This is a genomic window from Bacillus sp. RIT 809, from assembly GCF_016892495.1.
GTDB lineage: Bacteria > Bacillota > Bacilli > Bacillales > Bacillaceae_G > Bacillus_A > Bacillus_A cereus_U.
In genome coordinates, this window is record NZ_JAFEMR010000037.1 from 15,285 (window position 1) to 34,739 (window position 19,455).

The following is a 19,455-nucleotide window of genomic DNA, read 5'->3' on the forward strand; positions in this document are numbered from 1 at the left end:
CAATTTTGAAAGGAGCTTTTTCTTATGTACGGAGTCGAATTAGCCTTCGATAATTTCGTATTCTTCGTCTGCTAATAATAAAATGTGTGTTTTCTTACCTTTGTTTTGAACTTCGATTACATCATATGTACCTAAGTCTCTTAGCTTGCTTTGAGAAGCGTTAACCATAACTTCCATAGAATCAATTAAGATATCTTCTTCAACGTATGATTCAGGTAATGCCATATCTTCAGTATCTAATACACATGTATATAGATTTTGTAAGTTCTCAGCAGTTGGGTTTTGTTCCTCAACATCAATAATGTTTTTTACTGCTTCCATATTTTCTTCGTTTACTTGATATACTTTAATTTTAGTCATTGTTTTAATCTCCTTTATAACGTAATCTTAGAGGCTGCAATTCATCCCGCAATAACGAGCAGTAGACTCCCGCCTCAAGGTGAAGAAGCAAATGATGAGGACGGCAGGAGATAACTGCCCGTAAGAGCCCGATTGGTGAGGGCTAACCATTAGTAGGAGATAAAGCTCCCCGCTAATAGAAGTTTCACTTTATTATAACGCTTTTTTGTTGAAAGATGAAATTGTTATATGTATTTATAGTGAAAAATATATTTTATTACTTATTTGAGGAACGATTAGTTTCTTAATTTGACAGGCATATGTCTGTATACTTATCTAGACTAATATTAGAGTTATATTGTCCAAGCTTTTCTTACATACCTTTCATATTATATTTATTAGGTAAAACATATAGGAAAGGAATGGAGAATCAGTGGATTGTGAGCCGAAACGTGATTGTGGGTGTTGTCAAAATAGTATATGTGAATTTTTGAAAAGTTTAGATCCTTATTCTAGGGTTGAGAGTATCGTAATAGACGGAAACGAAATAGTTGTATCCTATTTTATTTCATTTAATGAGATAAAAGGTATAGTGTCGTTTGCACAAGAAGACAGTGAGGTAATATTTGTAGATTGTTCAAGAATTGATGCGATTCGAATAGGGAAAGTTTGTAGTTGTAAAACGAAAGTTAAATTTATTGAAGATGAATTCAGTTTACTTGGAAATGTTTGTCCACATTGTTTAACTGAGGGAAGTACACTATTCTTCGATTTTAATAATCCTGAATTAAGTTTATCTTTACAGGCAACAACGATTGATCCACCTAGATGTATTGAATTTGTAGATGAGCTTGGGAATGTAGTAAAGCAAATTACTATAGTAGGTGAAGCGATTGTTTCTAAAGATTTCGCTCCGGTACCTGAACTGTTAGATTTTCGATTAATCTTATCGGATACAGCTGGGAATCCTTTGAACTTCGGATTGCTATTTATTAATTTCCTTGATATTACGTTTATCATTCTTTTCGCATCAAGGGGATACCTCAATATAACGAACTGTTTAAAAATAGAGAGTGGAACAGGTAATGTCGAAATAGAAGAGATGAAAAAAGAGATTATTAACGACAATAGTATGATGTACAATTCAATTATTAAGTTAACTAAACTATATATAAATGGTGAGACGGAATCTTATACTTCTAAGAAGGAGGTATAACGTATCTATTTCAATTAATTCTCATACACTATGCTATGTATGAGAGTTGTTACATAAAATATATTAATCGATTAAATGTATCTTGGATCCCATCGCTCTAATTCTTTAAATTTTTACTGAAACTGAGTAAAGTTTGCAGAAAGTAGGAATATTAATTCTAAATTAATGAGTAGATAAGTATGTAGCATTTTTTTATAGGAAAATCATTTCAATAGAATTAGATGTTATAATAAATTTGCATTTACGTATAATTTATAATTATTTGATATTTGAAGGTTGAGTTTCATAGACAGTTACTTAGATAATAAATAAGTGCGTATAAAAATACTAATAAAAGTTAACTCATGAAAATGTTGAGCCTAGTTGATTTTAAAGAAAGCGGGAATGTAAATGATATATGAAGCAAATATACATACAAGAAAAAAATTAGTTTCTATGTTCGAGGATTTTAATAATGTTGTTCTACTTTCTTATTTACAAGGACATATGGGCATCGCTTGGGTGAACAATCTTGAAAACCCGACAGTAGCACAGATTACGGTAGGAATTTTCACATTTTACGCTGGGGATCCAAATGCGAAAGAGACAGAAGAGTTATTACGTAACATCCCTGAAAGAATTTTGGTAATCGTAAATAGTGATGAATGGAAAAAGCGTTTAGAAACATTCCACGAAATAAAAATAGATAAGTTTTTACGGTATAAATTCAAACGGAATCCAGAATTGTTTAATCATACAAAATTACAATCTTTTATATCGGCACTTCCAAAAGGGTATGAATTAAGAAAGATAGATGAGCATATCGCGAATAACCCATCATTACACAAGGTTTCTGAAGATTTTATAAGCCAATTCCGTTCAATAGATGATTATGTAAATCAAGGTATAGGGTATTGTATTTTGTATAATGGAGAAGTTGTATGTGGTGCATCATCATATAGTATTTATGATGATGGTATTGAAATTGAAGTTGCTACTGACCCGAATCATAGAAAAAAGGGATTGGCAACTGTAGTTAGTGCAGCGTTAATATTGGATTGTTTAGAAAATGTGAAATATCCAAACTGGGATGCAGCCAATAGCACTTCTGCTAAACTAGCTGAAAAATTAGGATATGTTTTTGATAAGGCGTATGATACTTATTTTGTGAATAATAGGTGAATAAACGGTGTGTGTACAAATTATAAAACGTCATAAGGCTAGCCAACCTTATTAAATTAATGTTTATTAGACTTGTTTTCTATAATCGCAAATATAAACTATCCGAAGGTGATTTTACCAAAGTTAAAGGCATTGAAACAGATGTTAATTAATGAAGTTAAGGGAAAGAATGACAATCAGATTGGTTCTATTAGAAGAATTGATAAATTCTATTGATAAATTCTATTGATAAATTTGAAAAAAAGAAACAATATCAATGGTAAGATTGAGGGAGTTCGCAAAATTTTGGGTATAAAAACCGACTTTTTTAAGTCGGTTTTTATTTTTTTACTAATAGAGTACCGCCAATATTGATTTTTTGTTGTATAGATAGTATTAAGTGAAAAAAATTACTCTTCCATTGCTATTGAATATAATGAACACATCAGTGCCTACTTCCACGATGAGGGTTCAGAAATTCTCTTTTTATATAGGTAGATACATATAAAGGCTCAATATATTTAGTTGTGAGTGTTTAACTAACAATAAACTTGCTATTTTTTTTGTAAATGATGAAAGTAACTATTATATGAACCCACGCATTAATAGAATAGATACATATACAGTATAGAGAGTTAAAAAACTCCAAAATATTGTATAAAGGAGATTATAAAATATGAGTGAACAATGCCCAATTAATGTACCATGTCAGGTAGCGGGACAAACCCAAACACCATTAAGTGATGCTGCAGCAACACCAATTGTTACTCCAGGAACACCAATCGTAAAAATACCAGTTGTATTAGCAGAAAGAACAATTCAAATTGTTGTAGAATCTGATATTTCATTAGATCCTCCAGCAACTGAGATTAAACGTGTGTTAAAAAATGTATTTTTAACACAATGTAAGTTAGTTCCTGTAGCATTTACTCCGGTAGTTGGTACACCTTACCGCCGAGTTACAAGAGGAAAATTATTTGTACAAGGGTATATTCGTAAAAATATTGAATATGCAAATGATGAGTGTAATGGAGTTCTATATGACCGCATTGCAAATGTTCCATTTTCTGGTTTTGCAGATCTAACAGAAGCTGATTTCCTATCACTAGCTTTAGTAGCTTCTTCCTCAGACACTACTTCTCATTTTATTAATCCTAACAACGGTGATTTACCACGTTTAGACAAATATTTCTTCGAAAATGCAGTTTTTTATAACGAACAACCATATTGTGAATTAGTAAGCGCTCAATTTTTCGAATTAGACTTTTCCCCTTGTCCAACAGAATTAAACGAGCCATTTGGAACTCTTCGTGAAAAAATTGTACTAGATCTTACTTTAAAAGTTTTACAAGTACAACAAGTACGAGTATAAAACTAAAAAAGCATTGTCTTTAATAAAAAGACAATGTCTTTTTTATTATTATAAAACATATATAATGATGAAATGGTCGCGTACAAAAAGCATATTTTTATGAATTTCATCAGATGGGGGAATGGTGATGAATAAGCCATGGGTTGGTAAGGAAATATGGAACAAAGTTTACAAATGGAAAATGCTGAATGGTCAAGATGATTCGCGTGAAATAAGAGAAAAAAAGAAAAGTAAAGAAACAGAGTCAAAAAAAGAAGATAAAGTAATTGGGATAGAGCAAGAAAGTGAAGAAACTGAATTAAAAAAAGAAGATAAAGCAATTAAATCAGAGAAAGAAAGTAAAGAAACAGAGTCAAAAAAAGAAGATAAAGTAATTGGAATAGAGAAAGAAAGTGAAGAAACTGAATTTAAAAAAGAAGATAAAGCAATTGAATTAGAGGAAGAAAGTAAAGAAACAGAGTCAAAAAAAGAAGATAAAGTAATTGAATTAGAGGAAGAAAGTGAAAAAACTAGATCAGCAAAAGAAGATAAAGTAATTGAATTAGAGGAAGAAAGTAAAGAAACAGAGTCAAAAAAAGAAGATAAAGCAATTGAATTAGAGAAAGAAAGTGAAAAAACTAGATCAGCAAAAGAAGATAAAGCGAATGGATTAGAGGAAGACGAGGTGAAAATTGAATTAGCAAAAGAAGATGAAGAAACCGAATCAGAGAAAGAAGAAATAGTAATTGAATCAAAGAAAGAAAGTGAAGAGACTGAACCAGCAAAAGAAGATGAAGAAACCGATTCAGAGAAAGAAGAAGTAGTAATTGAATTAGAGAAAGAAGAAGTAGTAATTGAATCAGAGAAAGAAGAAGAAGAAGTAGCAATTGAATTAGAGAAAGAAAATGTAGCAATTGAATTAGAGAAAGAAGAAGTAGTAATTGAATTAGAGGAAGAAAGTAAAGAAACAGAGTCAAAAAAAGAAAATGTAGCAATTGAATTAGAGAAAGAAAGTAAAGAGACTGAACCAGCAAAAGAAGAAGTAACAAATGAATCAAAGAAAGAAAGTATAGATTTAGGATCAAAAATAGAAACTTCAGTGCGTTCAATAATAGTGAAAACTCCATTTTCTATTATTTCGGATGTGACTAGTTTTATAAAATTTCCTAATATTAATGTAAAAAAACAAGAAGCATTTGTATTTCGTAATGAAAAAGATGCTAGGGGTCGTGAACTGGATGCTAAGTTATTAACTACAGTGCAACATTATCATGGAGAAGTTAATTGTAATTTAGTTTCTTCAAATCTTCATGAAAAGAGAGTGCTTTTAGAATTTTCTAATCAAAAAGTAAAAGGGAATATGGAAGAGAATTGGATAGGCACATCTTCGTGGATTCCTATCCACGGTATAATATTAGAGAAGGAAGATGAAGCAGACGTAAATAATTATATAACTGGGAAACTACTAATAGAAATAGGGAGATATAAAGGTGAAATTAGCTTACAAGAAAAGGTGGTATTTAAAGAAAAAGTTATAGGAATAAAAGAGGTATCACAGGAAATTATTTTGACCAAAAAAGAATTCTTATTGCCAAAAATAATAAAGAAAGGACATAATCCATCTATAATTGAAAAAGGGAGCTTACTTGTAGAGGGCTATATATTTCAATGTATTGAATTTATTTCAGAACAAAGTACATCTCATGATAAGCTCTATCAGTTAATGCAAAATATTGTATTGGAATTGACTATCCAATTATTACAAGAACAGGAAGTTCGTGTGCGGATTACATAAATAATCATATCTCCATTAATTAGCTAAAAATTTCTTCAGGAGTATGTAATAGAGAAATTTTAAAATAGTGCTGGCAAGTTTGCAAACGAGCTAGCTAATAAGGCGTGGGAAAAGATGTGAACTATAACTGATGGATCGATTGAAAATACTAGTTATTAAGATAGATGAAACGGATAAATCTTTGTTAAAACATGAGGTGTAATACAATGTGTATCCCCTTTAATTATAGAAAACTCACAACTTAAAAAGTAATACATGTTTATCATAAGTTTTTAAACACCAATTATATTTTTTTAGAATAATTGGATGGACAACCTCTTGCGTAGTATCGACTTCAGTAAAACCGTATTTTTTATAAAAGTTTTTTAATTCCTCGAAAGGGAGACAAAATACATTTTGAATATGTAATTCCTTCGCTGTTTGTACTAAAAATAAAACGAGTTCTCCGGCTAATTGTAAGCCTCTAAATTTAGGAAGTATGAAAATACCACCCATTTCAATAGTATCTTCATCAATTTGAACTAAACGACCTACACCTGCAAACTCGCCGTTGTATGTAATAATCGCAACTTTATCCCGTTTTAAATCACTTGGTACAAATCCTATTGATTCGTATTGATTATTAATCCATTCTAAATCTTTAGAAGTAGCTAGTTGTATACTCATAAGTAATCCCCTTTGGAAAAGTATTAATATTCTCATTATATATAGCTCAATAACTAGTGAAAAGAGGATAAATCAAAATCATTTTTCTTAGCAGTTCAAGTTTTGAGGAAGAGTGCATACAATATAAAGTACTTTCCCTTTCTTCATTCTTGTTTTACGTATATAATTTAAAAGTAATATTTTTATTTTATTTTTTTATATATTTATAACAGAATAGAGGTTTAAAAATGGGCGTTAAAATCATTACGGATAGTGCGGCAGATTTACCGGTAGAATTGCTGCAAGCATATGATATAGATTTAATTCCACTCCGTGTATATGATGAAGCAGAAACAGAGTATTTAGATGGGGTTACATTAAAATCAGTTACATTACTGCAAAAAATGAGAGAAGGCGCAGTTTATAAAACGTCATTGCCTTCACTTGAAACATTCCAAGAAAAATTTGTTTCCTATGCAAAGGAAGGTAACCCTTGTATATATTTAGCCTTTTCATCTGAATTGTCTGGTACATATCAATCGTCAGTTCTCATTAAAGAAGAAGTGAAAGAAACATACACTGATTTAAATTTAGAAATTATTGATACAAAATGTGCCTCACTCGGTCAAGGTATTGTCGTATTAGAAGCTGCCAAAATGGCAAAAGAGGGCGCGTCAAAAGAAGAAATCTTAAACCGTGTCGCTTTTTTAATGGAGCATATGGAGCATATCTTCACTGTAGCTGATTTACAGTACCTTGTAAGAGGTGGCCGTTTAAGTAAAGTAGCTGGTTTCATCGGTGGTTTGCTAAATATTAAGCCAATTCTAAATGTGGATGAAGGAAAACTTGTACCACTTGAAAAGGTAAGAGGGAAAAAGAAAGTATTAAGCCGAATTGTTGATATTATGGAAGAGCGTGGGAAAGACCTTAAAGGTCAAACAATCGGTATGACACACGGCGACGACTTAGAAACAGCCGAAGCATTAAAGGCATTAATTACTGAAAGATTCGGCTGTGAAGTATTTATTGTAAATACAATTGGAGCAGCAATCGGAGCGCATACAGGACCAGGTGCGTTAACATTGTTCTTCTTAAATGAAGTAGAGTAAAGGATTGATCTTTTGATCAATCCTTTTTTGTTCTGAGCTAATTGTTTAAGTGAAAAATGGATTGTATACCTATTTAGCAGCTTTTTCTCTCACAGGTATGAAGTTAGATAGGAAACTAGTAACGGCTTCTCCAACATATCTTACTTTTCTGCATTTTGAATTGTTTTTAGGTCTTACAATCACGTTTACTATCCTTTCTTGTCACAATATGAGAATTTCGTATGCTAGGCAAAATAAAAAAGCAAAAGCCAATGTCCTTATCGTATGGAAATTGGCTTTTGTTTATTTTTGTTATAGAAACTGATTAACTGGAAAGTCAAGATTAATAGTGGTATGGCGCAATATTGATTTATGGGATTTCGCTTTCTTTGAAAACAAACGCATTAAAACAGCAGCTTCTAAGGATGCACTAGATAAAGCATTTTCATCTTCTCTACCAATAAGTACTACATCTTGTATAACAAGCCAAGAGCCAGCACGATTATAAAAGGGAGCTAAAGACGGTTTACATGTAAATATACCGAAATCTATATCGCTTTGTTTTTCAATCCATTCGGTAGCGGCAGTAACTGTATGTAAACCTAAACCTTGACCATGATAATCTGGATCAGTCGCTACACAACTCAGTCCGGCTATATTAAATGATTGTCCATTATGATGAATAGTTTTGCGCACTACACCTGCATAGCTGACTAATTTTCCATCTATGTAGGAATAAAATGAGCGTACATTAAATTCTTTAAGGTGAGTTTCTGGAATTATTTCCTCAGGCAGGGAATCGGAATCTGGCCAAACCCGCTGTAGCATTACAGCAATTTCGCGTCGTAATGCATCAGATGCTTGATTATAGTCGGTTGATTGTACAATATGAGTTGTCATAAGTTATTTTCTCACTTTCTACTATGTGTAAATTATATATATCGGTAAAGTTAGCATTTTTAGATTGTTAGATTTATATTTGTATGATTATATATTTAAGTATAATCTTTGGCAATATCCTCACAATCTTAAAATATATATTTATGTGATTTTTTTTGATAAGTGCCGAAAAGGGTGTTTGAAATATTAACTGTAGCTTGATAGGCATACACGTCTGCAGGATCAGACATATTGATAAATGTAAGGGTAGGGCCAATCAAAATATTGAGGGTTAGTAAAATCTCTAGAATAGCTTCCGTCGAAGCGACTTCGTGCTCATCACGTGCGGCAGTAGTGAAGCCATCCACCCTATATTATTGGGGGAACAGGGCGGAAGGAGGTTACGATATTGCTGTAGGGTTCCAGACGGACTTGCACATTCGCTCCAGCGTTTGCAAGTTGCGTCACGGCATTTAAAATAGTGGAGCTTCTACCTGATCTGACGGCTGTATTATAGATCACGACTAGTGGAAGAATCGGATCAGTAGGGATATATTGATTGAGATTCGCGACATGATAGATTGTTCTCGGTATGATGGTCGCAGACAGCGTAATGCCATCTCTAGTGACACCAGTTAGCGTCGTCCCGTTAAATGAGGTGAGTTTGTACGTAAGCGTTCGATGGTGTTTCATATTTGTTCCTCCTTTATAGTAGATTTAATTTATTTTATGCTTGTCCAACAAATCAGTGTGGACACTTACATCATTTTATAAATATCTGAAACTTAAAAAGAGCACTTCGTAAAAGTGCTTTCATGGCGATGTCCATTTCATAAATAAATACAAAATATCATATGTAATTAGTATTTATTGAGCTTGCTTTTTCTAAATGAAAAAGCAGTTAGTAAAAACTAATATTAGTCTGAATGTTTAGATGTGTTGGAATTTAAATAATTCATATATAATTGTGTAGGGAGTAAAGTGTTGTAACCATTTGTAAAAATAAGAGGCTACTCAAATTAAGCCGCATTTACTATTAGTAGGTTTAGGTTCATCTAAACAAGAACCGTTTATCTATCAAAATTTATAAGATTTGAATGTTTCTCTATCTATTGGTGTCGGAGGAACGATTGATATTTTATCTGGCACTGTAAAAAGAGCAATAAAAATGATGAGAGATACAGGGACAGAATGGTTATATAGATTGATCTCACAGCCGAAAAGAATAAAAAGACAACTCGTACTTCCAAAGTTTTTAATATCAGTTATGGGGGAGAGGATTAAAGGGGTTACAAATTGATAAAGGGGACTACATACATGAACAGAATCGGCATTATCGGAGCAATTAGTCACTGAATATGCACCTCATTGTACAGAAATGGAAGGAGCGGCAATTGGACATGTTGCTCATATAAATGACATACCATTTCTAGTTTTGAGATGCATTTCTGATAGTGCAGATGATTCAGCGCAGGTTTCATATGATGATTTCGTGAAAACCGCAGCGAATTATTGTTCAGAAATTATTGTTGAAATGCTTAAAAGTAAATCGAGTAAAACTGTATTGTAGTTTATACGTAAAGAATGGGAGAGAAAGTTATGTTACAAGCACTAATTTTCGATATGGATGGAACTTTATTTCAAACAGACAAAATTTTAGAGTTATCACTGGATGATACATTTGATCATTTACGCTCACTACAATTATGGGATGCGGAAACACCTATTGATAAATACCGTGAAATTATGGGTGTTCCTTTACCTAAAGTTTGGGAAGCGCTATTACCTGATCATTCAAATGAAGTAAGAAAACAAACAGATGCTTATTTTTTAGAGAGATTAATTGAAAACATAAAGAGTGGGAAAGGTGCTTTATATCCGAATGTAAAAGAAGTTTTTAATTATTTAAAAGAAATTGGTTGCTCAATTTACATAGCTAGTAATGGTTTAACGGATTATTTAAAAGCAATCGTATCTCATTATGATTTAGAGCAATGGGTTACTGAAACTTTTAGTATCGAACAAATTTCATCGCTTAATAAAGGTGACTTAGTAAAAAATATTTTGAAAAAATATGATTTAAAAGGGGCAGCGGTAGTTGGAGATCGTTTATCTGATATTAACGCTGCAAAAGATAATGGTTTAATTGCGATTGGATGTAATTTTGATTTTGCACAAGAAGAGGAACTTGCTCATGCTGATTTAGTAATTGCTGATTTAATGGAACTGAAGGGGATATTACCAGAATTGAAGAATACGTACATAACAAAATGAATAAGTTCACATTCAAATGAATGCTCAGGATGATATATTCTTGGGCATTTTTATTTTTCAAAAAGATACATTTGGATAGAGAAAGTGGGGGAGTAAGCTGGAAAATATACAAATAAAACGAATTGAAGATTTACTAAAATATGAGATCAATCTCCTTGTCGAAGAAAGTACAGAAGAAGGATTTAACTTCCTAATAAAATTAATAAATGAATATGAAAGTAAAAGAAATATATTTAGTAAAACGGGCGAATGTTTATATGGCGTTTTTCGAGGTGATACGTTAATTGGTATTGGAGGATTAAATCAAGATCCAAATACGAAAGGTTTAAAGATTGGCCGATTAAGAAGGTTTTATATTTCAAAGGATTATCGGCGCATCGGATTAGGGAAGTTGTTATTAAAGCAACTATTAAGACATGCGGAAAAGTATTTTCACGTTGTGGTTCTACATACGGATACGAAGCAAGGTGATGAGTTTTATTGCGCAAATGGATTTGTAAAAGGAGAATCTTATAAAGGTTCAAGTCACTTTATAAGATTGTAGAAAGGTCCCATACTCATGTACGGAACCGTTCTTAAGCAATTACATCTTAACATTCATTTGTTTCAATAATCCCTTCGGATCACCTTTTACATAATAAAAATGCGGATTATTCTCATCGTCGTAAAGCATAATATAAGGTTTTTCATTAAGTGGAAGAAGGATGAGTACTTCATCAATTGTTGTATGTAACCATTGATTTGTAATAGAAACAGGCTTAGATAAAGGGATTTTTATCATATGTCCATCTTTCGGAACGACATTTAAGTTTTTGAATGGACCGGTAATTGATTTTGCAAATTGAACTGCTTCTTTTTGAATAGCCGCATCTAAAGATTGCTTTTGGACTACCATTTCTTTTTTGCAATCAAATACTTCAATTTGTTTATTTGTATTTGCGAGCGCATTTGTTGATAATAAAAAGAAAAGCAAAGTAATGACTCCTATTTTTTTGAACATGAAACAACACCTCACACTTACTATACCCTCAAATGTTGTAAATATTTTTCTGTCACATTCATGTAACAAAGAAGTTGTATGATAAAATTGATATTTGTTTATAGGTAATGGAGGAAATGTAATGAAAGTATTAATCGCAGATGATGAACAAGATATGCTGAAAATTTTAAAAGCGTATTTTGAAAAAGAAGGCTTCGAAGTTTTATTAGCGAAGGATGGAGAGGAAGCACTTCAAATATTTTACGATGAGAAAATTGACTTAGCTATTTTAGATTGGATGATGCCGAAAAATAGTGGTATTACTGTCTGTCAGGAAATAAAAAAGAATTCAAGTGTGAAAGTATTAATGCTTACTGCGAAAAGTGAAAGTGAAGATGAATTAGTAGCTCTTCAAAGCGGGGCAGATGAGTATGTAAAAAAACCATTTCATCCAGGAGTGCTAATAACCCGAGCGAAAAAGCTTGTGCAGCATGAAGATGTTATTCAAGTTCAAGATTTAAAAATAGATTTCACCAAAAATAAAGTATATAAAAATGAGAAAGAATTAGACATTACAAAGACAGAATTACAATTAATAAAGTGCTTTTTAAATCATAAAGGCACGATTTTAACACGGAAAAAGTTGTTAGATATCGTCTGGGGATTTGATTATTTTGGGGAAGAGCGAACGGTTGATACGCATGTAAGAAGATTACGTAAAAAAATAGGAGAAAATATTATAAAGACACATCGTGGTTTAGGATACAGTTTGGAGGAAGAGTGTGAATAAGCTCGGTAAAAAGTTATTTTTCAGCATTTCTTTAACAGTCATCCTTATTTTTGTCATCTCTTTATTATTAATTAACTATTTTTTACCAAAATATAATGTGCACAAAACACGTGAAAGCTTAGAAGGCATTACAGCGGAAATACAGTCGATACCGCGTGAAGAACTGGATGATGCTATAAATCGCATTGAAAATGAAGGTAATGTTACGATTGCATATACATCAATAAATAATTCAGAAGATGCTATTAATGAAGAATTACGCATGCAGCTTACAAAAAAGAGAGTTGCATTGAATAAACTTTGGATTACAAAAGAAGAAATTACGAAAGTGAAGAACCTCGGACAATCGAATAAAATATATGATCAAGAAAAGATAAAATCTAGTTTTTTTGCGAAATACATTGCGAAAGATGATATGTTGATTTTAGTAGGAGTTTCTATCGCACATTCCAATGAAGTAATTAAAACGCTTAACTCATTTTATTTATACATTTTGGGATTCTCACTATTTCTTATTATCGTGCTTGTTTGGATTCTTTCAAAAACAATCACTACTCCACTGAAAGAATTGAGTGATGTCGCAGAAGATATTTCACGTCTGAAATTTAAACGGACGAAAGTTAAAACGAATGATGAAATAGGTGATTTAGCAAATAGTATTAACATCATGAGTGATAAATTACATGAAGCACATCAAGATTTAACAGATCGAAATGACCACTTAAAACGATTTATGGGCGATGTAACTCATGAATTAAAAACACCAATCGCATTAGTAAAAGCATATTCTATGGGAATAAAAGATGGTTTAGATGATGGCACATATGTTGATACAATCATTAAACAAACAGATCAAATTTCAAATTTAATTGAAGAGTTATTGCGATTTTCTAAACTAGAAAGAGATATTTTACAAAAAGAAGAATTCCCTATTGAACCACTAGTCCAAAGTATAATAGATAAGCATAAAATTGAACTGGATTCGAAAGAAATCAAGTTGCAAGTGAACTATAATGCTGGTGACGCGATTGTTTATGCTGATTTAAATAAAATGAGAATGGTCTTTCAAAATTTAATCTCTAATGCGATAAAATATACAACGAATCAAAATATAAAAATCACATTAGAAGAGAAAAATGACGTTGTGTATTTTCAAATTCAAAATGGTATTGCTGCTGAGGGCGTTAAAGAGATAGATAAAATTTGGGAACCTTTTTACGTATTAGAATCTTCTCGTAGTAAAGAGAAATCAGGTACTGGATTAGGACTAGCGATTGTAAAAAGTATTTTAGAAAGACATGGATTTGAATACGGGGTTTCGGTAGTAGATGGGGAAATACAATTTTATATGTATATAGAAAGGAACTAATTGTTATTAGTTCCTTTTCTTTTATATAAAAAGATTTGATAGTTCTACAAATTTCTCAACTTTTTATAAATTATAAACTGAATTTTCTGTATTTTTGATGTATAGTAAGAGAAGGAACATATGGGGAGGGAAGGGTATGAAGAAAAAGAAATTAGCAATTACACTTTCAGCTATAGTATCTTTAACAATTACTTCAGGGGTTTCTAGTATAACTGCACATGCGGAAAATAAGGAAGGGAGCTTCGTAAAAGAGAATAATGTTAAGTTAAATGGTCAAGTTTCAGAAGCTTTAATGTCAAACACGAAAATTGAATTAGAAAATGGGATGACGAAACCAATCTATTCACTTGATGAAGCCATTGTAGAAAATCTATTTGTAGAGACAGAAGTTGATAGTGATCGAGATGGTAAAAAAGATCGTGTATCAGTAAAGGTTATGCGTCCAAAGACGAATCCAGATGTGAAAGTTCCTGTTATTTATGAAATGAGTCCATATCGATCTGGATTAAAAGACGTTCCTGTTTATAATGTTGATGAAGAATTGTATGCGTATGAAGGAAAACCGTATGGGGCAGTTAATCTTGGTTCATACGGCAATTATTATGTTCCGAGAGGATATGCAGTTATTTTAGGTGAAAGTATCGGAACTGGAAAATCAGATGGATGTCCGACAACTGGAGATGAACAAGAAATACTAGGGACGAAGTCTGTCATTGATTGGGTAAATGGTCGGGCAAAAGCATATACAGAGGATGGTAAGGAAGTAAATGCAAATTGGTCTACGGGCAATGTAGGAATGACAGGAGTTTCTTATAATGGTACGTTACCGAATGCTGTCGCAACGACTGGAGTTGAAGGGTTAAAAACAATTATTCCAATCGCAGCGATTAGTAGTTGGTATGACTATTATCGTGCAAATGGGGCAGTAATTGCGCCAGGTGGATATCAAGGAGAAGATACAGATAATATGGCAGAAGCAGTACTAACAAGAAAGAACCCTGAAGTTTGCGGGCAAATTATTAAAGAACTAACAGCTGGACAAGATCGTAAAACAGGCGATTATAACGACTTTTGGGATAAACGTAACTATGTAAAAGATGTGAAAAATGTGAAAGCAAGTGTATTTGTAGTTCATGGGCTAAATGATTGGAATGTAAAAACGAAGCAATTTTCACAGTGGTGGGAAGCTCTTGGCGAAAATAATGTTCCTCGTAAAATGTGGTTACATCAAGGTGGACACGGCGGAACATCAAGTAATAACTGGCAACAAACGCAAAATAAATGGTTCGATTATTGGTTATATGGGATTGAAAATGGAATTATGGCTGAACCGATGGTAGATGTACAACGTGAAAATAAATCGTGGCAAAAAATAAAAAATTGGCCAGATCCAGCGGCTGTACCATCAAAAGTCCGTATGTATTTAAGTAATAAAGCAATCAATTTGCCATTAAGTATGGGATCAGTAAACAATGTTTTCTCATTAGTAGATGATGCTAAAATAAAGTCAAATCAACTAGTAGAAAACCCTGAGTTAGAAATAGCGAATCGATTAGTATATACAATGCCTGTACTGCAAAAAGATATGCGAATAAGTGGTACGCCTAAGATTTCAATAACAGGAAATATTGATCGATCTGTTTCAAATTTAACAGCTTTACTCGTTGATTATGGCGGAGCGAAGCCTGAAATTGTAACGAGAGGTTGGATGGATCCGCAAAACTTAAATAGTATAGAAAATTCAACAGCGATTCAACCTGGTAAAGATTATACATTTACATGGGACATGCAGCCAGATGATTACGTATTTAAAGCAGGACATCAAATAGGAGTCGTCTTAATCGCAAGTGATTACGATTATACAATTAGACCGAAAGCGGGCACGAAGCTTACAGTAAAATTGAGTGAAGTGACATTGCCGATTGTGAAATAAAGGGTTTTTGATGAAGAGCTTACTATAGTAAGCTCTTTATTTATAATCAGAATTTTCAAGTTTTATATGTTCAATCGCTAGGGAATATTATACAATGCAAATATATTATATAGAAAGTGAGTGATATATTATGACAGTCAGCTCTTTCGAATTTTCATTAAAATTTGAGGTACGGAAAGATTAAGTAAATTAGAATCTTCCGTACATATAAAACGGAGGAGAAAATAAATGTTTAGTTTTTATAGTAGACTTTGTACGGAACTTTATGATTACACAAAACCTGTCGGTTACTCTTTGAATGGTGATATTGAATATTATCAAGAACGTTTAAAAAGTTGTAAAGGAACAATTCTTGAAGCAGCGGTAGGATCGGGGCGTGTCATTATTCCATTTCTTGAAGCTGGTTTTAAAGTTGATGGGATAGATTATTCGCCTGAAATGCTAGATTCTTGCCGAAAGCGGTGTAAAGAGAGAGGCTTAAATCCTAATTTATATGAAGGAAGCTTACAACAATTTTCACTACCACATAAATATGAGGCAATTATCATTCCTACTGGATCCTTTTGTTTAATTGAAAATCGTGAGGATTCTATAAACGCTTTGAAATGTTTTTATGAACATCTTAATCTAGGCGGGCGTTTAATTGTAGATCTTGCGCTTCCATATGACTGGAAGACGGGTGAGATTCATACATCGATTTTTTCTTTGCCAAGCGGGGACGGGATTACATTAGAAAATAAATCAATTGAGATAGATTGGCTGAACCAAGTTACCCTATCATATTTAAAATATGAAAAATGGAGTAAAGGACAGTTAGTACAAACTGAACTACAACGTTTTGCAATGCGGTGGTATGGAATAGAAGAGTTTAGACTCCTTTTAGAAAGTATAGGTTTCTCTAACATTACTTGCTCTGCTGAATATGTTTATGAAAAAGCACCGTCAAATGCAAATCAAATTATTACTTTTGAGGCTGTGCGAAACGAATAATGTAGGAAATACTCATGAAAATAAGGCAATCGATACAACATCGACTGCCTTATTTTCAATTTTAGGATATGTTTTATTGGATTGTTTATAGAGAAAAATCGGAGGAAAACCAATGAAATTCATATTAATATTCGGCCCACAAGCAGTCGGGAAAATGACAGTTGGACAAGAATTAGCGAAACTAATAGATTTGAAAATTTTTCATAATCACATGACCATTGATTTAGTAAGTCCATTTTTTGATTACAGTACAAAGGAAGCAAAAAGATTAGTAAGTTTGTTTCGTAATGAAATATTTGAAGAAGTGTCTAAAAGTGATTTATACGGAATGATTTTTACATATGTATGGGCATTTGACTTTCAATCTGATTGGGATTATATAAATCATGTAGTAAGCATTTTTGAATCAAAAGGCGCAGCAGTATATTTTGTAGAACTTGAAGCAGAAATTGGTGAAAGATTAGAGCGTAATAAAAGTCCCCATAGATTAGAACATAAACCAAAAAAAGAGATATTGAATGGTCCGAAAAAAATTTAAAAGAAACGATGAAAAAACATAGATTAAACTCTCTTCATGGTGAAATCGAAAAAGAAGAGTACATAAAAATTAATAATACTCATTTGAGTGCTAAAGAAGTAGCTGTAATGATTAAGGAGAAATTTCGATTATAAAATACTTAAATGCTGTTACGTTTTCATTGTCCAAGCTTTTTCTTAATAAACACATATACTATTTATATTAAGGACGGTCACTAATTTATTGAGAAACCGTCATTTATATATAAATGACAACTTCAGAAGGAAGGTAAGAAGAATTTGGAAAACGAACAGCCAGGAAGAATTGAAAATCAAGTGTATTCTAATCGAGTATTAAGATCAGAATTTGATGAGAATTGGGCAACTTGTATTTCGAAAAGTGGATATGTAATATATACGGCTACAAGTGACAATGCGGAAGTAGTAGTTTTACTTTCTGATGGTTCAAGAAAATTATTAATCTTTGAAAAAGGCGGTAAAGTAATAGTAGGCGGTGGTGGAACAAGCCATTATAGTAAACCGCATATTGCAAGAGATATTTAATGTGAAAAATGTTAATCGAGAAGATGCTTGTAGTCTTTAATTTATATATATATAAATATCTATCATAAAGTAAGTTTTTGTTTTAGATTCTGGCGTTTTTTGTAACAAAAATAAGATGAAAAGATCTTTAACGTATAAAGGTCTTTTTTGTTTTATTCACAAATAAAATTAATGGAGGTGAGCTAATAATGAAAAATAGTGGAGTAACCTATGTTCTTTCGGGAGTTCTCCTATTCGGTCTTACATATATAACTTCCGCAATTTACGCGGGTTCATTAGAAATTTGGGATAGACCAAGCGGAAAATTCTTTACTGCATTTTATGAAATCCAGGGTACAATTTTATCGGTAATTTCAATTTGTTTTATTATAGCAGGGATATACTGTATACATAAAAAAGTGTAGTGAAAAACAATCAGCCTTTCATGTACTATACATGAAAGGCTGATTGTTTTTATGTGTTGAAGGAGTCTTTTAGAAGAATTGTAGTTTTTAGATTGATAGTTAAAATTGTAACAGCTTATGTATAATTAATATCATTTTGTCAAATGAATGTCACATAAAAGTCTTATAGTGTATATAGAAAGTGAAACATACACAAATCAGGAGATGAAATGATGAAAAAAGCGTTACAATATATATTTATATTACTTACGTTATTTACCTTAAGTTATGTAATTCATACCAACTATGAAAAGCATAAAGAGATTAAAAATAATAAACAAGTAATTAGTGAAGTTGCAAAGAGGTATGATATTCCAGATTGGATACCATTATCAATTGCGGATCATGAAACAAAATTTAACCGAAAAGCAATAGGAGATAACGGAACATCTTTCGGATTATTCCAATTACATCGTGGTGGATTAGCACCAGCACAATTATCGGAAGAGAGTTTAGTGGATTCACGTATAAATACAACGATAGCAATTTCAAGTATGGTCAAATCGTATGAGCGTGGTGTGAAAAAAGGACTGCAGGATTGGGAGTTGCTTAAATATGTTGCTAATACATCAGGGTGGCCAGGAAACTTGGGGGGAGAATGGACAGATAATAATACGAAATATAATAAAGGGCTAGAACAATCCTATCAATTATATAAAAAAGAGAAGTAGATATAAAAAGGCATTTTCAATTTGGGGAAATGTCTTTTTTATGTTATAGTATAAAAGTGTTTGGGCGTTATGTTATTTCGATATATCTTCAAATTTGTTATGTAGTATTTTTATATTAAATAACTACTAAAATCATTTTTTTATATAAGGAGTAAGAAGTAGGTAGGGAATATGAAAAATATAGATTTTATACTAGAAAGTGATGAAACATTAAAACCGTCAGAACGATTAGTACTATTATTATTAGAGAAGCATAGAATGTTATATACGAACGATCTATTAGCCCTTTCAAATTTATCATATAAAACATTAACAGATTCACTAACAGCACTCGTTTTAAAGTCTTATGTTTTAAAGGATACAGGTAAGGGAAGAAGGCAGAATTGTTATAGATTAGTATGATAAGAGTACCGTTATAGACGCTTGCTACATATGGATTTTTCAAATGTAAGGATAAAATTCATTTTGGTTTT

General features: G+C 32.1%; 19 protein-coding genes and 3 pseudogenes. 18 read left to right on the forward strand and 4 right to left on the reverse strand.

Features of this window, described 5'->3' with window-relative positions; genetic code table 11:
- Window positions 1-39 precede the first annotated feature (39 nt).
- Complete coding sequence (locus tag JTF23_RS25605; RefSeq protein ID WP_016105129.1) at window positions 40-360, reverse strand: hypothetical protein; 321 nt, start codon at window positions 358-360, stop codon at window positions 40-42.
- 412 nt (window positions 361-772) lie between these two features.
- Here JTF23_RS25605 and JTF23_RS25610 point away from each other — a divergent pair, with 412 nt between their 5' ends.
- The 4 genes from JTF23_RS25610 (at window position 773) to JTF23_RS25630 (ending at window position 5,841) form a co-directional block, all read left to right on the forward strand.
- Entirely contained in the window at window positions 773-1,555 is a 783-nt protein-coding gene (locus JTF23_RS25610) for a BC_2878 family exosporium-associated protein (RefSeq protein ID WP_204210079.1), read from the forward strand.
- Window positions 1,556-1,945: 390 nt separating this feature from the next.
- A complete protein-coding gene (locus JTF23_RS25615) occupies window positions 1,946-2,716 on the forward strand; it encodes a GNAT family N-acetyltransferase (RefSeq protein ID WP_204210080.1) in 771 nt (256 codons plus the stop codon).
- 655 nt (window positions 2,717-3,371) lie between these two features.
- On the forward strand, window positions 3,372-4,067 hold the full coding sequence (locus tag JTF23_RS25620) for a CsxC family protein (RefSeq protein WP_002200191.1): 696 nt from the start codon (window positions 3,372-3,374) through the stop codon (window positions 4,065-4,067).
- Window positions 4,068-4,602: 535 nt separating this feature from the next.
- A complete protein-coding gene (locus tag JTF23_RS25630) occupies window positions 4,603-5,841 on the forward strand; it encodes a BC_2427 family protein (protein WP_374100908.1) in 1,239 nt (412 codons plus the stop codon).
- A 234-nt stretch (window positions 5,842-6,075) separates the two neighbouring features.
- On the opposite strand, the gene JTF23_RS25635 is transcribed toward JTF23_RS25630, so the two are convergent.
- A complete protein-coding gene (locus JTF23_RS25635; protein WP_078174657.1) occupies window positions 6,076-6,507 on the reverse strand; it encodes a GNAT family N-acetyltransferase in 432 nt (143 codons plus the stop codon).
- A gap of 227 nt (window positions 6,508-6,734) precedes the next feature.
- Between JTF23_RS25635 and JTF23_RS25640 the strand changes: the two genes are divergently transcribed.
- Complete coding sequence (locus JTF23_RS25640) at window positions 6,735-7,595, forward strand: DegV family protein (RefSeq protein ID WP_204210081.1); 861 nt, start codon at window positions 6,735-6,737, stop codon at window positions 7,593-7,595.
- A gap of 291 nt (window positions 7,596-7,886) precedes the next feature.
- Here JTF23_RS25640 and JTF23_RS25645 read toward each other — a convergent pair whose 3' ends face one another.
- Window positions 7,887-8,474, reverse strand: a complete 588-nt coding sequence (locus JTF23_RS25645; protein WP_204210082.1) for a GNAT family N-acetyltransferase — start codon at window positions 8,472-8,474, stop codon at window positions 7,887-7,889.
- Window positions 8,475-9,468: 994 nt separating this feature from the next.
- On the opposite strand from JTF23_RS25645, the pseudogene JTF23_RS25650 reads away from it, so the two are divergent.
- From JTF23_RS25650 to JTF23_RS25665, 4 genes and pseudogenes are all read left to right on the forward strand, one after another.
- Window positions 9,469-9,753, forward strand: a pseudogene (locus JTF23_RS25650) (WecB/TagA/CpsF family glycosyltransferase); the annotation flags it as partial.
- Window positions 9,754-9,777: 24 nt separating this feature from the next.
- Window positions 9,778-10,023 (forward strand): annotated as a pseudogene (locus JTF23_RS25655) (phosphorylase family protein); the annotation flags it as partial.
- Window positions 10,024-10,052: 29 nt separating this feature from the next.
- Window positions 10,053-10,727, forward strand: coding sequence for an HAD family hydrolase (locus JTF23_RS25660; RefSeq protein WP_016105119.1), 675 nt, complete (start codon window positions 10,053-10,055; stop codon window positions 10,725-10,727).
- A gap of 97 nt (window positions 10,728-10,824) precedes the next feature.
- Entirely contained in the window at window positions 10,825-11,271 is a 447-nt protein-coding gene (locus JTF23_RS25665) for a GNAT family N-acetyltransferase (protein WP_204210087.1), read from the forward strand.
- A gap of 39 nt (window positions 11,272-11,310) precedes the next feature.
- Here JTF23_RS25665 and JTF23_RS25670 read toward each other — a convergent pair whose 3' ends face one another.
- Window positions 11,311-11,727 carry a hypothetical protein gene (locus JTF23_RS25670; protein ID WP_078174662.1) on the reverse strand — a complete coding sequence of 139 codons (417 nt, stop codon included), beginning with the start codon at window positions 11,725-11,727 and terminating at the stop codon, window positions 11,311-11,313.
- Window positions 11,728-11,848: 121 nt separating this feature from the next.
- Between JTF23_RS25670 and JTF23_RS25675 the strand changes: the two genes are divergently transcribed.
- The 9 genes and pseudogenes from JTF23_RS25675 to JTF23_RS25710 all read left to right on the forward strand — a co-directional run bounded on the left by JTF23_RS25675 (window position 11,849) and on the right by JTF23_RS25710 (window position 19,384).
- On the forward strand, window positions 11,849-12,496 hold the full coding sequence (locus JTF23_RS25675) for a response regulator transcription factor (protein WP_016105117.1): 648 nt from the start codon (window positions 11,849-11,851) through the stop codon (window positions 12,494-12,496).
- Complete coding sequence (locus JTF23_RS25680; RefSeq protein ID WP_016105116.1) at window positions 12,489-13,865, forward strand: sensor histidine kinase; 1,377 nt, start codon at window positions 12,489-12,491, stop codon at window positions 13,863-13,865. The genes JTF23_RS25675 and JTF23_RS25680 overlap by 8 nt, the downstream gene beginning before the upstream one ends.
- A 136-nt stretch (window positions 13,866-14,001) precedes the next feature.
- Window positions 14,002-15,798: a Xaa-Pro dipeptidyl-peptidase gene (locus tag JTF23_RS25685; protein WP_204210083.1), complete on the forward strand. Its 1,797-nt coding sequence runs from the start codon at window positions 14,002-14,004 to the stop codon at window positions 15,796-15,798.
- A gap of 228 nt (window positions 15,799-16,026) precedes the next feature.
- Entirely contained in the window at window positions 16,027-16,788 is a 762-nt protein-coding gene (locus JTF23_RS25690; protein WP_204210084.1) for a class I SAM-dependent methyltransferase, read from the forward strand.
- A 112-nt stretch (window positions 16,789-16,900) separates the two neighbouring features.
- Window positions 16,901-17,460 (forward strand): annotated as a pseudogene (locus tag JTF23_RS25695) (AAA family ATPase).
- Window positions 17,461-17,604: 144 nt separating this feature from the next.
- The gene (locus tag JTF23_RS25700) at window positions 17,605-17,868 is read left to right on the forward strand and encodes a hypothetical protein (RefSeq protein WP_002110358.1); all 264 of its coding nucleotides are present in this window, start codon (window positions 17,605-17,607) and stop codon (window positions 17,866-17,868) included.
- A 188-nt stretch (window positions 17,869-18,056) separates the two neighbouring features.
- Entirely contained in the window at window positions 18,057-18,272 is a 216-nt protein-coding gene (locus tag JTF23_RS28300; RefSeq protein ID WP_078174664.1) for a hypothetical protein, read from the forward strand.
- 209 nt (window positions 18,273-18,481) lie between these two features.
- On the forward strand, window positions 18,482-18,982 hold the full coding sequence (locus JTF23_RS25705; protein ID WP_002110354.1) for a lysozyme family protein: 501 nt from the start codon (window positions 18,482-18,484) through the stop codon (window positions 18,980-18,982).
- 171 nt (window positions 18,983-19,153) lie between these two features.
- Window positions 19,154-19,384 carry a hypothetical protein gene (locus JTF23_RS25710; protein WP_000789035.1) on the forward strand — a complete coding sequence of 77 codons (231 nt, stop codon included), beginning with the start codon at window positions 19,154-19,156 and terminating at the stop codon, window positions 19,382-19,384.
- The last annotated feature ends 71 nt before the right edge of the window (window positions 19,385-19,455 follow it).

Bases quoted from the DNA above. Each gene is read 5' to 3' on its own strand.
- JTF23_RS25660 (WP_016105119.1), top strand. From the start codon at position 10,053: ATGTTACAAGCACTAATTTTCGATATGGATGGAACTTTATTTCAAACA.
- JTF23_RS25645 (WP_204210082.1), bottom strand. From the start codon at position 8,474: ATGACAACTCATATTGTACAATCAACCGACTATAATCAAGCATCTGAT.
- JTF23_RS25670 (WP_078174662.1), bottom strand. From the start codon at position 11,727: ATGTTCAAAAAAATAGGAGTCATTACTTTGCTTTTCTTTTTATTATCA.
- JTF23_RS28300 (WP_078174664.1), top strand. From the start codon at position 18,057: ATGAAAAATAGTGGAGTAACCTATGTTCTTTCGGGAGTTCTCCTATTC.
- JTF23_RS25685 (WP_204210083.1), top strand. From the start codon at position 14,002: ATGAAGAAAAAGAAATTAGCAATTACACTTTCAGCTATAGTATCTTTA.
- JTF23_RS25640 (WP_204210081.1), top strand. From the start codon at position 6,735: ATGGGCGTTAAAATCATTACGGATAGTGCGGCAGATTTACCGGTAGAA.
- JTF23_RS25710 (WP_000789035.1), top strand. From the start codon at position 19,154: ATGAAAAATATAGATTTTATACTAGAAAGTGATGAAACATTAAAACCG.
- JTF23_RS25615 (WP_204210080.1), top strand. From the start codon at position 1,946: ATGATATATGAAGCAAATATACATACAAGAAAAAAATTAGTTTCTATG.
- JTF23_RS25690 (WP_204210084.1), top strand. From the start codon at position 16,027: ATGTTTAGTTTTTATAGTAGACTTTGTACGGAACTTTATGATTACACA.
- JTF23_RS25675 (WP_016105117.1), top strand. From the start codon at position 11,849: ATGAAAGTATTAATCGCAGATGATGAACAAGATATGCTGAAAATTTTA.
- JTF23_RS25620 (WP_002200191.1), top strand. From the start codon at position 3,372: ATGAGTGAACAATGCCCAATTAATGTACCATGTCAGGTAGCGGGACAA.
- JTF23_RS25705 (WP_002110354.1), top strand. From the start codon at position 18,482: ATGATGAAAAAAGCGTTACAATATATATTTATATTACTTACGTTATTT.
- JTF23_RS25605 (WP_016105129.1), bottom strand. From the start codon at position 360: ATGACTAAAATTAAAGTATATCAAGTAAACGAAGAAAATATGGAAGCA.
- JTF23_RS25635 (WP_078174657.1), bottom strand. From the start codon at position 6,507: ATGAGTATACAACTAGCTACTTCTAAAGATTTAGAATGGATTAATAAT.